Genomic DNA, 13,415 nt, shown 5'->3' on the forward strand with positions numbered 1-13,415 from the left:
TCATTATTCTTGGCTCTATCGTCACCAATAAGTAACGATAGAGAAGGACGTTTTATCGCGCATAACGCGTTGTTCGAGGGCTAGTTCGCCGCGTAGCGTTGTACAAAATCCAGCAGAATCTTGCGCGCCCAGACAGGCTCCTGCGGGATGTCCATCATCCGATCGACATCCCAGCCGCCCTGTCGCAGCGCCGCCTCATTATGCCGCAGGCACGTCAGCATGATGTCCGCGCTGAATTCTGGGTGGAATTGCACGGTCAAGACGTTATCGCTATAGCGGATAATCTGGCAGCCATCCATCTCTGAGCCCGCCAGCACCTGTGCACCTTCGGGCGGTTCCAGCACGGACTGCTGGTGAGTCAGATAAGCGCCAAACTGCGGCGGATAATCACGCAGTAATGGGTCTTGTGCTGCGGCTTCATTCGTTGTCACAACCTGAACACCGACTTCCTTGCCGTTCGGGTTATCCCCTACTTTGCCGCCCAGCGCATCGGCCAACAATTGATGCCCATAGCACACGCCCAGCAGCGGAACCTCCGCGTAGTACGCCTCGCGCAACCAACCCGCGGTGTATTCGCTCCAGTCCAGCCGATCCGTGACCATCGACCACGAGCCGGAAATAATCACCGCCGCCAGCGTATCAAACGGTGGGAGCGACTCGCCACGATCGGGACGCACCACCTGCACCGGCTGCGTGTTACCCTGCACCGCATCGGCAAACCACTTCCCTTGTTGCCCAACCTGAGACGCAATGCCTTCCGGCGGTTGGCCCAACTGAATCACCAGCAATACCTTTTCGTTCATCGTCCTGCTCTGCCCGTATTTGAAAAACCATCAACCTGAAAAACCACAAGAATGCGGCGCTCGCTGCTTATAACGAACGTAGCACTATGCCTACATGAAAACCAGCCACCATGAAAATCTGCGCATAGGAAAAACCATGCGCATTATTTGATCATCGCGAAATGGGGCGGTTTGAGGGCAGAAAATCAGCTAAATGGAAGGCTGTTGGCGATAGGCCAGTGAGAAAACGTCATAGAAATCTACGTCGCCTTTCGCACGCCGAATTTTTTCTATCCCTGCTTTCACCGCGGACGGTACCTGCTCATTGCGTAGCAGCTTATCCAGCGTGTCCTGCGAGACATGACGGATGGTAAACCACTCGCCGTTGTAGCACACACGTAAATCCAGCGTGTCGATGTCTTCAAAACGATAGGTCGGGTTAATATCCATCGAGAGCGCCAGCGTCATCACCAGCAGGAATACGGTAAAGCCGATCAGGTAAGGCAGACCGAAATAAGGGGCATAAAAGAGGATAATCGCGACCGGCACATAGCTCACCAGCATCGCGGCAAACAGATAGGGATGTGACTGCATGAATTTGCGGCTGAAACGTATTTTATTGTCGCGTTTTTCTTCCCGATTAATCCGTTCGATCTCTTCGGTCAAAAGGCGTTTTACTTCGTCCATCGTCGTCACCATCATGCTTAAGGAATACAACACTGCTGTCGTCGATTAGAACATAGCCACATAAGAGATAACAGATACAGTTTTTGACAGATTGACAATAACAGTTTGCTTGTTGCCGGGAAAGATTATCCCGGCAACCTTGATGACAAGACGGCAATTACGGAATGGCTGGCAGGGTGAGATCGGGATCGATCAGATTATAGATCTGATTGCCAAACACCGGTTGTTGCAGCAGTTGATCAACCGCCAGCGCTACATCCCAGCGTGATACCAGTCCCAACGTCGCAGCGCCTTGCGTCAGTTGCGCATTGTGCGTTGCGACCACGTCCAACAGGCCGCCGGGACGCACAATACAGTGATCCAACGAGCTGCTCTGCAACCAACTTTCCGCCAGCGACTTCTCACGTACTGCAAAGCCAAACGCGGCTCTGGCACGTGACGACAACAGCGGCCAGCTGTCGCCGCAACCCAGTGACGTCACCAGCAGCATACGCTTGATGCCGGCCTGCTCTGCGCCATCGATCACCGTTCGGTGCCCCTGATAATTTACCGTGCCTCCGCCCATCGTCGATACCACAATGGCAGCAGGGCCCGCCACACGACAGGCTTCCGATACCGTTTCCGGATCGCAGGCATCGCCTTCCACCACTGTCATTCCCTGCTCACGCCAGTGTTTGGCCTGTTCAGGATGACGCAAGACGAGTACGACTGCCTGCTCGCACTCAATAGCTCGCTGTAATAAGCAGGCGCCGACCCCATTGCCCGCGCCGAAAAGTAACCACGTCATACCCGCTCCGGTTGTAATTCACTCGCCAGCGCACGGAACGCCTCAACCTGAGCGCTCAGCAGTTGGCGGTGGCTGTCTCGTCCAAGGAAGATTTTAAACATCGCCGCACCGTTGGCATTAAAGAACACCACGGACGCCGTGTCCATCCCCATGAACTTACGCTCAATAAACGCAATGTGCTGACAGCTCGTTGCACGGATATGCCCGCTCAGGCCATTTTTGCCGCGCAGGTTAAAGTAACCGTGGCGGTGCGTACCGGTTGGCAGCTCGCTCTTAAATTCCAGAATCGCATCCGTCGTGTGGCTGATGAGTGTCACTTCCCCCCAGGTCGCAATCGTGTCCCACACCTGATCGAAGCGATCGCCCGTCGCCAGGGTACGCTGTGCCGCAGGCAAAGCCTCAACCACGGCAAACAGCGAGGTATTGTACTTTCCAGCGATCTCTTCCAGTGTGCCATCAGGGTTGGTTGCCAGTAATTCATTCAACGTCATGGTTGCGTCTCCGATTAGTGCACATGCTCTTCGGCATCAAGCTGAGGGATAATTTGTTGTAATGCCTGCATCAGGTTGTTCGCCCAGAAGCGGCCATCGTTGGTCAGGCGCAGGCAGGTGGAATCGTCACAGGTCAATCCGGCCTGATGCCACTGGCTAAGCAGTGGCTGAAGTTCACGGGCATGACGAGTCAGTTGAGGCAGCTTGATACGGCCCACTTCAATACCTGCCTGAAGCTGATGCTGCCACGGCCCGGTCGGACTGGCTGGCGTCATCATCATGATCGGTTTTTGCCCCTGGTCGATCTGCTGGTAATAGCGCTCCAGGCTGCGTTCCATCATGTAGGCTTGCCCGTTGATATTGCCGCCCGCGCCACTCCCCATCGCCAGACAGTCCGCGCCTTGTTTAATCAGCAGATTGTACAGATTGCGTTCGCGCGTGGTGCCCGCCCAGTGGCTGTTGCTAAGCTGATGCCAGCCGGCGTCAGCCAGAAATGCCGCGCCAGTCCGATAAAAATCACGGCGGGCAACCACATCGGGCAACACGACACGCTGGTTTTCCGCAGCTTTCGCCAGCGGCGTGGTCGGTAACAGGTTCAGTGCATACAGATCGACGCCATCTAATGGTAAATCACTGACGATAGCCAGATCTTCGCGCCAGATTTCCGGCGTTTGTTCCGGCAGGCCGAACATGAGATCGCACACAACAGCGGCCCTGTCTCGCTCACACAGGCGTTCAAGGAAGCGAATTGACTGCTGTTTATCTGAGGTACGCGCCATACGTTGACGAATGCGGGTATCAAACGTCTGAATCCCGATGGAGAAGCGGTTCGCTCCCGCCTCCAGACAGGCATCGATCCGCTCATCGTCAAAATCCATCGCCCGCCCTTCTACCGTGATTTCACAGTCCGGTGCCAGCGGCAGAGAGGTGCGGATCGCACGAATGATCTGTGACAGTTCATCGGCCGCCAGTGCCGTTGGCGTGCCGCCACCAAAATATACCGCATGAATGGGCGCAGACTGATGCAGCGAGCTGTCCGCCTCCATCGCCAATTCCTGCAACAGATAACGGGTGTAAGTCGCCGTACTGTCATCACGCAGTTTGTTCTGGTAAAAACCGCAGAACGTACAGTGCGTCGCACAGAAAGGAATGTGCAGATAGAGCAGTCGCTTACGCGCAGGCACAATTTGCTGCATCAGCGCCTGCCAATCGGCCGGAATCCGTTCTGGTGAAAGCGGCACATGGTTGCGCCAAGGCATTGCCATACGTCGGGCGCTAAAAGGCTGCTCACCGGGCTCGGCATAATACGGCGTCAAATCGATGTTCATTAACGGCCCCCAAATAGTCAATAAAATAAATTAAATGATAATTATTTTTATTTGGCAACGAGGAGAAAACGTAAATGAATGGGCTGAATTTGAATACAGCAAAATAACGACAGGGATTAACAAACTGTTTTCTTTTGTGCAAACTGAAAATCATGCCGAAAAACCATATCGCTATTTTATTTCAGAGGGTTACGGTACATCCCGCTTTGTTTTTTTAACAAGTAAGAAAAAAAAGCAGCGTTTATTAAAGTTCGTTAATTTGGGTAACAAATACAGGCAGGATCGGTGAATGTTTACGTCAAATGGCATAGGCGAAAAGAAATAAACAGAGCATAGAGAGAACGAAAGAAAGGAAAATAGCCGATCTTCAGGCCATGATTTAGGCCTGAAGATCGGTATAGGAATTATTGAATACCCTGGCTGCGCAGGTAATCTTCATAGTTACCGGTGAAATCGATCACTTTATTCGGCGTAATTTCCAGAACACGGGTCGCCAGCGAGCTAACAAACTCACGATCATGAGAAACGAACAGCAGCGTCCCTTCATACATATCCAGCGCCATATTCAGCGATTCGATAGATTCCATATCCAAGTGGTTGGTCGGTTCATCCATGACCAGAATGTTAGGTCGCTGCATCATCAGTTTACCGAACAGCATGCGGCCTTTTTCACCACCGGATAACACCTTCACTTTCTTCTTGATGTCATCCTGGCTGAACAGCAAACGACCCAGTACGCTGCGTACGGCTTGCTCGTCATCTTTTTCCTGTTTCCACTGGCTCATCCAGTCAAAAACGGTCAGCGTCTCGTCGAATTCGTACTCATGATCCTGCGCATAGTAGCCAATTTTTGCGTTTTCAGACCACTTTACCGTACCGCTGTCTGGCTGAAGATCGCCGACCAGCGTTTTTAACAGCGTCGTTTTACCGATACCGTTGGTACCCAAAATAGCAACTTTCTCACCGACTTCGACCATCAGGTTCAGCTTGTTGAAAAGCGGACCATTGTCAAAACCTTTGCTCAACGCTTCCACTTCCAGCGCATTACGGAACAGTTTTTTATCCTGATCGAAACGGATAAACGGGTTTTGACGGCTGGACGCTTTTACTTCATCCAACTGGATTTTATCAATCTGGCGCGCGCGTGATGTCGCCTGTTTGGATTTAGAAGCGTTGGCGCTAAAGCGGCTAACGAACGATTGCAGTTCGGAAATTTGCGCCTTCTTCTTGGCATTATCGGCCAGTAGACGCTCACGAGCCTGCGTCGCGGCCGTCATGTATTCATCGTAGTTACCGGGATAAATACGCAGTTCGCCGTAGTCCAGATCCGCCATGTGCGTACAGACCATATTCAGGAAGTGACGGTCATGCGAAATAATGACCATGGTGCTATTACGCTCGTTCAGCACCTGTTCCAGCCAGCGGATCGTATCAATATCCAGGTTGTTGGTCGGTTCGTCGAGCAGCAGGATATCGGGATCGGCAAACAGCGCCTGCGCCAACAGGACACGCAGTTTCCAACCAGGAGCAATTTCACTCATCAAGCCATAGTGCTGCTCAACGGGAATCCCCACGCCCAGTAACAATTCACCGGCACGTGATTCTGCGCTGTAGCCATCCATCTCACCGTATTGCACTTCCAGATCGGCAACTTTATAGCCGTCGGCTTCGCTCATTTCAGCCAATGAATAGATACGGTCGCGCTCTTCTTTTACCGCCCACAGCTCACCGTGGCCCATGATAACGGTATCCAGCACGCTGTATTTTTCAAAAGCAAACTGATCCTGACGCAGTTTACCCAAACGTTCATTAGGATCGAGGAAGACGTTACCGCCGCTCGGCACCAGATCGCCGCCGAGAATCTTCATGAATGTGGATTTACCGCAGCCATTCGCGCCAATCAAACCGTAACGGTTACCGCCGCCAAATTTAACGGAAATGTTTTCAAACAACGGCTTGCTGCCGAACTGCATGGTGATATTGTTGGTACTTAACACAGCACTTATACTCGAGTCGGAATGTGATTTGGCGCGCATTATGCCACAAGCGCGCGATAGGGTCGCGGTTAGTTTTGAGTAATATTTAAGCGATAGCGCATACAGGAGAGAAATGCGATGCCTATAGTACGTCGTTTCAAGCAGGTCGACGTTTTCACCCAGCAGCCTTTTAAGGGCAATCCACTTGCTGTCATTATGGAGGCAAATGGGCTGACCGACGCGCAAATGCAGGATATCGCGCGTTGGACAAACCTGTCGGAAACCACGTTTGTCCTGTCTGCCACCGATCCTCTGGCGGATTACAACGTACGTATTTTTACGCCAGAATCAGAAATGCCCTTTGCCGGACACCCTACGCTAGGCACCGCACATGCTTTGCTGGAAGAAGGATTGCGTCCTAAATCGCCGGGTCAGCTAGTGCAACAATGTGGTGTTGGCTTAGTACCGATCAATATCAATGATGATGGAAGTCTGGCTTTTCACGCGCCGCAAGCTACCATCGTTCCGTTCAGCGACGAACACACGCCGCTGCTGGAAAAAACGCTGGGCATTACTGGCGTTGGTTCGGCCTGTATCGATAAACGCTACCCGCCAGCCGCGGTACACATGGGCATTCGCTGGCTTGTGATTCGGGTAGACAGTGCTGACACCTGCCTGAACACTATACCGGATGCAGAAGCGCTCTCCGCCGTGCAAAACCTCAGTCAGACCAACGGCATCGCCATCTATGGCCCGCACGATAACGGGACACCGGCCGATTACGAAGTTCGCGCGTTTTATATTGAACGTGGCTATCTCAAAGAAGATCCCGTGACGGGCAGCGCCAACGCCTGTCTGGCGGCATTACTTCGCCAACAGCACTCTACAAATACTGTCACTGCGCCACTCAGCTACCTTGCGCGACAAGGCACAATGCTGCAACGCGATGGCCGTGTTACCGTCACTTATCTGAACGATGAACCGTGGATCGGCGGGCACAGCGTCACGATCGTTGACGGCACATTGCAGCGTTAACAGGGAGAGAGTTTATGGAAACGTTATCTGTAGATGCGCTATACGAATTAAAACCTCTGCCCCACTTGCGTCTGACGATACAAGAAGAGAACGACGCCGACGCGCTCTTTTCCCTGATTCAGCAGGAAAAAGTACGCTTGCGGCGGACGTTACCGTGGCCAGATTCCGTCAAAACCGTCGATGACACGCGTGAAACCATTCGCGCCAACAGAAAGGCATTCTTCGACAAAACAGCCGCCGTGTACGTTATACGCTGGGACGACGCTCTGGCGGGCATTGTCTCCTTCAACACGATTCAGGATAAAGAAGGCGTCATCGGTTATTGGATCGCCGAAGCCTTTGAAGGCAAAGGCATCGTTTCTCAGGCTGTCAGCACGCTGATAACGGCTTATACCGATGCGAGCCTCGTTGAACGCAGTGTCATCAGAGCGTCAACCGCCAACACGCGTAGCAACGCTGTCGCTCAACGACTTGGTTTTCGCTTTCACCATACGGAGAAAGATGCTGAGCAGATTGGCGAGACGTGGTTCGATCACAATATTTATCGCTATCCTGCCTGATATTACCCCACATACCCTCCATCACCTGATGCGCTGCCTTTCCCGCTACGCATCAGATTTTTTCTCTTCACGACGTATTTCATTTGCCACCTCGTTATATTTTTGTGACTAACATCACAAAAATGTTGAAATCCAATTTCATCTTCGCTACCATCAAAAACGTGATGAATATCACACTTAACTAACCCATTAGAGGAGACTGCTAATGAAAACGATGCGTAAAATCAGCAAATTCTTTAAAAGAATGGGAGATGTTTATGTCAGTTACTGTGAACGTATTGGGTCAATAATCAGCCCGTTCTGATTGTGATATAAACAATCTCTGAAGCCGCCTTCTCATAGGCGGCTTTTGTTTTTCTGCCGCTTCTACAGGTTTCATTCATCCCCCTTTCTCTTTTGTCTACCTGCACGTCATAGATTTGTGCAGCACAGCGAATGCCTGAACATTCTCTTTTAAAAATAGCTCAATGCGTTTTCCTTTCACAGCAAAACCATCATTAACAGACTATGCTTTTCTGTACTTGCTTCGCGTCCCCGACGTCTGCGCTAAAAGATAAAAGGACTGACTATGAGTAAAGTAAAACAACAGGATATTGATCGTCTGATCGAACTGGTCGGCGGACGTGAGAATATCGCGGCTGTCACGCATTGCATCACTCGCCTCCGCTTCGTTTTGCACGATGCATCCAAAGCCCATCCCAAAAACATTGAAGAGTTGCGGATTGTCAAAGGGTGCTTCACGAATGCCGGACAATTTCAGGTCGTGATCGGCACCGATGTGGATGAGTATTACAACGCACTGCTCGCCACGACGGGAAAAGGCGAAATCAATAAGGAAGAGGCTAAAGTCGCCGCTCGTCAAAATATGAGCTGGTTCGAGCGCAGCATTTCACATTTTGCCGAGATCTTTTTTCCACTGCTTCCCGCACTTATCAGCGGAGGCTTGATCCTCGGCGCACGTAACGTTATCGGCGATATCCCGATGCGCGACGGGCAAACGCTGGTACAACTCTACCCGACCTGGCAAACCGTCTACGATTTCCTCTGGCTGCTGGGCGAAGCCATCTTCTTCTATCTCCCCGTCGCGGTCTGCTGGTCAACCGTACGCAAAATGGGCGGCACGCCGATACTCGGCATCGTACTCGGTATCACGCTGGTATCGCCGCAGTTAATGAACGCTTATCTCATCGGACAGCAAACGCCCGAGGTCTGGAATTTTGTCTGGTTCACGATTGAGAAGATTGGCTATCAGGCACAGGTTATCCCTTCCGTCTTAGCCGGGATGGCGCTGGCCCTGATTGAGACACGGCTGAAAAAAATCGTGCCGGATTACCTCTATCTGGTGGTCGTGCCTGTAACGTCACTCATTCTGGCTGTTTTCCTGGCACATACCTTGATTGGTCCGTTTGGTCGTATGATTGGCGATGGCGTCGCCTGGGCCGTTAAAGCCGTAATGACGGGCAGCTTTGCCCCCATTGGTGCCGCGCTGTTTGGGTTCCTGTATGCGCCGCTGGTCATCACCGGCGTGCACCAAACAACGTTAGCGATTGATATGCAGATGATTCAGAGTATAGGAGGCACGCCGGTCTGGCCACTCATCGCGCTGTCAAACATTGCCCAGGCGGCAGCAGTCGTTGGGGTGATTCTCGTCAGCCGGAAAGCCAACGAGCGTGAAATTTCTGTTCCCGCCGCCATTTCCGCCTTTCTGGGCGTGACCGAGCCGGCCATGTACGGTATCAACCTGAAATACCGCTTTCCGATGCTGTGCGCCATGATTGGTTCCGCCGCCGCCGCGCTCATTTGCGGCCTGTACGGTGTGACAGCAAATGGCATCGGTGTCGGTGGATTGCCGGGCATTCTCTCCATCAAGCCACAATTTTGGGGGATTTTCGCGCTCGCCATGCTGGTTGCCACCGTCATTCCGATAGTATTGACGTCGCTGGTCTATAAACGCAAGAGCCGCAATGGCACGCTGGATCCCGCATAGGGACCACACATAGATTAGGAGGATTGTTCATGACTACCTCACTTCCCTGGTGGCAAAACGGCGTAATTTATCAAATCTACCCGAAGAGCTTTCAGGACAGTACCGGAAATGGCATTGGCGACATCGCAGGCATCACCACCCGACTCGATTACCTGCAACAGTTGGGCGTTGATGCGATCTGGCTGACGCCGGTTTATCTTTCGCCTCAGGTTGATAACGGCTATGACGTCGCCGACTACTGCGCCATCGACCCAACCTACGGCACGATGGCCGATATGGAAACGTTGATCGTAGAAGCGCATCGACGCCGCATTCGTGTCGTCATGGACATGGTATTCAACCACACTTCTACGCAACACCACTGGTTCCAGAACGCACAGGATCGCCGCAGCCCGTATCGTCATTTTTATATCTGGCGTGAAGGTCATGACGGGGCGCTACCTAATAACTGGCGTTCAAAATTTGGCGGCCCGGCATGGCAGTGGCACGAAGAAAGCAAACAATACTATCTGCATCTTTTCGCCACTGAACAGGCCGATCTGAACTGGGAACACCCGCGCGTGCGGGATGAGTTAAAACAGGTCTGTGAGTTTTGGGCGGATAAAGGCGTGGATGGACTGCGACTGGATGTCATCAATCTGGTTTCCAAACAGCAGGATTTCCCGTCAGACGCTCAGGGCGATGGACGCCGTTTCTATACCGATGGCCCCCTGATTCATGATTACTTGCAGGAATTTAGTCGGGATGTTTTTCAGCCGCGCGACTTGATGACGGTCGGTGAGATGTCCTCGACCTCGCTGGAGCACTGTCGCTGCTACGCCGCACTGGACGGTAGTGAACTCTCCATGACGTTCAATTTCCATCACCTGAAAGTCGATTATCCGAATGGGGAAAAATGGACACTGGCGGAACCTGATTTTATCCAGCTCAAGCAGATTTTTAATCACTGGCAGCAGGGGATGCACAACCATGCCTGGAATGCGCTGTTCTGGTGTAATCACGATCAGCCACGCATCGTGTCGCGTTTCGGGGATGACGGCGAATTCCGCGTGCAATCCGCCAAGATGCTGGCGATGGTGCTTCACGGCATGCAGGGCACGCCCTATATCTATCAGGGCGAAGAACTGGGTATGACCAATCCCGGCTATACGCAGATTGAACAATACCGGGATATTGAAAGCCTGAATCAATTTGCTGAACAGCGCGATCGGGGTCAGCCAGATGCACAAATCTTAGCGATCCTCGCCAGCAAATCACGCGATAACGGCCGTACACCGATGCAATGGGATGCCAGTCACCATGCTGGATTCACGACCGCTACGCCGTGGATCGCACCGTGCCAAAACTTTGCCCAGATCAACGCGCGACAGGCACTGGCGGATAAATCATCCGTCTTCTACACCTACCAACAGCTTATCGCTATGCGCAAAGCGCTGCCGCTGCTGACACACGGAGACTATCAGGATTTAATGCCAGATCATCCCAGCATCTGGTGTTATCAGCGTATCTGGAAGGGACAACGGCTTCTGGTTCTGGCAAACCTCAGTAAACAGTCTCTGCGCTGGCAGCCTCCTATTGACCTCCACGATCGCCGCTGGCGACTGCTATTCAGCAATTACTCTGATGCACAGCCTCAACCCGAAATACTGGCGCTACGTCCGTTTGAAGCCATATATTGGGTACAAGGCATGCCGGAGAAAGAAGATAAGATCCAAGAATAGAGGATAGAGGAGGATGTAGCGGGGCATCCCGCTACATGATTGGCAGAAATTAGCGCTTAGCCAGCAGTAATCCCAACACCAGACCGACGGTGGCACCGATACCGATACCATGCCAGGGTTTGTCATGCACATAAAGATCGGCTTTATCGGCTACCTGTTTTGCACGCGCATAGTAGCTATCTGTAACACCAATACGGGCTTTAACTTCCAGCAGCGCTTTCTCTGCTCCTTTTTTCAAATCAAGATAGGCCTGATCGGCCTGATCCCCTGTGTAGCGCAGTACTTCATCCAGCGTTTCAGACAGAAGTTTTAAATCATCATCGACACGAATTTCTTCAGGCTGTTTTTTGGTTGTCGCCATAAAGTGCTTCCTTCTGTTATGAAAAGTCATTGATTATGAAAAACCATGAGTTAATCATTGCCTTCTTAACTATAGACAATTTTTCCTGACTTCTACGGCTTCAGCAGACCAGATCATTCCTAAAACGTACGTTACTTGCTATCCCACTGCCCAGAAAAAGAGTTATTTTGCTGATAAAAAAACGCCGTTGATTCTCATCAACGGCGTTTCATGACTCAACCCGACTCTCGGCGGTGGTTACAGCATTGGCTGCGCCAATTGCACCAAAGAGATAAGCGGCTGTGGGTACAAACCAAAGAACAGCACTGCGATGGAGGAGATCAGTACGACCACACCACCCGCGGTTAAAGCCCAGTTGTTTGGCGTATCACGCTGTAATTGCTGAGGCGCAGTCAGGTACAAGCTGACCATCACACGCAGGTAGTAATACAGACCAATAGCACTACCCAGTACCACCGCACCAGTCAACCACCACAGTTCAGCATTAACACCGACAGCCAGCACGTAGAATTTACCGAAGAAGCCCAGCGTCATCGGGATACCCGCCAGTGACAGCATCATCACCGTCATTACCGCAGACAGAATCGGTTTATGCCAGAACAGACCACGGTAAGAAAACAGTGAATCGGCATCCGGACCACGGTACGGGCTGGACATCAGACTAACCACGCCGAACGCCCCCAGGCTGCTGAACAGGTAACCCACCAGATAAACGCCGACGGTTTCCAGCGCCAGTTGATGGCTCTGCACCGCAATCAGAGCAACCAGCAAGTAACCCAGATGCGCGATGGAAGAGTAACCGAGCAGACGTTTGATGTTGGTTTGCGATACCGCCATCACGTTACCGAACAAGATCGATGCGAATGCGATGACACCCAGCACGATTCTGACGGACTCGCTCTCAGCCATCGGCGCATACAGGAACAAACGCATGACTGCACCGAAAACGGCAATTTTACCGGCCGTCGCCAGAAACGTAGACACAGGCGCAGGCGCCCCCTGATAGACATCAGGCGTCCACAGTTGGAACGGAACCAGAGACAGCTTGAAGCCCAGACCGACAATCATCATCCCCAGACCTGCCAGCAGCAACGGCTCATGGATTTGGTGATCGCTCAGGCTCTTACCGAGGCTGGCAAAGCTCATATCGCCTGATTCAGCATAAATCAGCGCCATGCCAAACAGCAGGAAGGAGGACGCTGCCGCCGACAGCAGCATGTATTTAATACTGGCTTCCAGCGAGCGTTTCTGACGGAAGGCATACCCCACCAGACCAAACAGCGGAAGGGAAAGCAGTTCAATCCCGATGAACAACGACGCCAGATGGTTGGCACTCGACAGCAGGATTCCACCCAGCGCAGCAATCAGAACCAGCAGGTAGAACTCATCGCGGTTGTCTGGGTAGCCTTGCAGCCACGGATAGGCAAACGTACTGGTTGCCAGACTGGCAAGCAGAACCAGCCCGGAATAGAACATCGAGAAGCCATCAACACGCAGCAGCGGCGTCACGTCCGTTGGACCAACCTGGCCGACAAAGTACAGTGACAGCAACGCAATATTCAGGCCGATAACCGTCATGGTTGCGTTGACAAAATGGTTGCGTCGCCACGCAATGCACAGCATCACAACCACTACCGTCAATCCGACGATCAACAGCGGCGATAGCGCAATTAGTTGTTGAAGAGTTATTGTCATGGCGA

General features: G+C 52.2%; 13 protein-coding genes. 5 read left to right on the forward strand and 8 right to left on the reverse strand.

Going from position 1 to position 13,415, the window contains the following annotated elements; all coding sequences use genetic code 11:
- Positions 1-80 precede the first annotated feature (80 nt).
- The 5 genes from ACKQAD_RS03325 to hutW form a co-directional block, all read right to left on the reverse strand.
- Positions 81-803 carry a glutamine amidotransferase gene (locus tag ACKQAD_RS03325; protein WP_409158834.1) on the reverse strand — a complete coding sequence of 241 codons (723 nt, stop codon included), beginning with the start codon at positions 801-803 and terminating at the stop codon, positions 81-83.
- Between the two features lie 189 nt (positions 804-992).
- Positions 993-1,469: a YlaC family protein gene (locus ACKQAD_RS03330; RefSeq protein WP_409158835.1), complete on the reverse strand. Its 477-nt coding sequence runs from the start codon at positions 1,467-1,469 to the stop codon at positions 993-995.
- Between the two features lie 157 nt (positions 1,470-1,626).
- Entirely contained in the window at positions 1,627-2,256 is a 630-nt protein-coding gene (locus ACKQAD_RS03335; protein WP_409158836.1) for an NAD(P)H-binding protein, read from the reverse strand.
- Entirely contained in the window at positions 2,253-2,747 is a 495-nt protein-coding gene (gene hutX / locus ACKQAD_RS03340) for a heme utilization cystosolic carrier protein HutX (RefSeq protein ID WP_409158837.1), read from the reverse strand. Before hutX ends, ACKQAD_RS03335 begins: the two co-directional genes overlap by 4 nt.
- 14 nt (positions 2,748-2,761) lie before the next feature.
- The gene (hutW, locus tag ACKQAD_RS03345) at positions 2,762-4,075 is read right to left on the reverse strand and encodes a heme anaerobic degradation radical SAM methyltransferase ChuW/HutW (RefSeq protein WP_409158838.1); all 1,314 of its coding nucleotides are present in this window, start codon (positions 4,073-4,075) and stop codon (positions 2,762-2,764) included.
- A 34-nt stretch (positions 4,076-4,109) separates the two neighbouring features.
- Between hutW and ACKQAD_RS03350 the strand changes: the two genes are divergently transcribed.
- Positions 4,110-4,364 (forward strand): hypothetical protein, encoded by a 255-nt coding sequence (locus tag ACKQAD_RS03350; protein ID WP_409158839.1) that lies wholly within the window; start codon positions 4,110-4,112, stop codon positions 4,362-4,364.
- Positions 4,365-4,479: 115 nt separating this feature from the next.
- Here the strand turns inward: ACKQAD_RS03350 and ACKQAD_RS03355 are convergent, their stop codons facing one another.
- On the reverse strand, positions 4,480-6,072 hold the full coding sequence (locus tag ACKQAD_RS03355) for an ABC-F family ATPase (RefSeq protein ID WP_409158840.1): 1,593 nt from the start codon (positions 6,070-6,072) through the stop codon (positions 4,480-4,482).
- A 117-nt stretch (positions 6,073-6,189) separates the two neighbouring features.
- Here ACKQAD_RS03355 and ACKQAD_RS03360 point away from each other — a divergent pair, with 117 nt between their 5' ends.
- The 4 genes from ACKQAD_RS03360 (at position 6,190) to treC (ending at position 11,354) form a co-directional block, all read left to right on the forward strand.
- On the forward strand, positions 6,190-7,086 hold the full coding sequence (locus tag ACKQAD_RS03360) for a PhzF family phenazine biosynthesis protein (RefSeq protein WP_409158841.1): 897 nt from the start codon (positions 6,190-6,192) through the stop codon (positions 7,084-7,086).
- Between the two features lie 14 nt (positions 7,087-7,100).
- Positions 7,101-7,646, forward strand: coding sequence for a GNAT family N-acetyltransferase (locus tag ACKQAD_RS03365; RefSeq protein WP_320763115.1), 546 nt, complete (start codon positions 7,101-7,103; stop codon positions 7,644-7,646).
- Between the two features lie 568 nt (positions 7,647-8,214).
- Positions 8,215-9,633 (forward strand): PTS trehalose transporter subunit IIBC, encoded by a 1,419-nt coding sequence (gene treB, locus ACKQAD_RS03370; protein WP_409158842.1) that lies wholly within the window; start codon positions 8,215-8,217, stop codon positions 9,631-9,633.
- Positions 9,634-9,662: 29 nt separating this feature from the next.
- On the forward strand, positions 9,663-11,354 hold the full coding sequence (gene treC, locus ACKQAD_RS03375) for an alpha,alpha-phosphotrehalase (RefSeq protein WP_409158843.1): 1,692 nt from the start codon (positions 9,663-9,665) through the stop codon (positions 11,352-11,354).
- A 49-nt stretch (positions 11,355-11,403) separates the two neighbouring features.
- Here treC and elaB read toward each other — a convergent pair whose 3' ends face one another.
- Both elaB and nuoN read right to left on the reverse strand, forming a co-directional pair.
- Positions 11,404-11,715 carry a stress response protein ElaB gene (gene elaB, locus ACKQAD_RS03380; RefSeq protein ID WP_409158844.1) on the reverse strand — a complete coding sequence of 104 codons (312 nt, stop codon included), beginning with the start codon at positions 11,713-11,715 and terminating at the stop codon, positions 11,404-11,406.
- Positions 11,716-11,952: 237 nt separating this feature from the next.
- Positions 11,953-13,410 (reverse strand): NADH-quinone oxidoreductase subunit NuoN, encoded by a 1,458-nt coding sequence (nuoN, locus tag ACKQAD_RS03385; RefSeq protein WP_409158845.1) that lies wholly within the window; start codon positions 13,408-13,410, stop codon positions 11,953-11,955.
- Between the last annotated feature and the right edge of the window lie 5 nt (positions 13,411-13,415).

The sequence above is a fragment of the Pectobacterium artocarpous genome, from assembly GCF_046159765.1.
Taxonomy (GTDB): domain Bacteria; phylum Pseudomonadota; class Gammaproteobacteria; order Enterobacterales; family Enterobacteriaceae; genus Pectobacterium.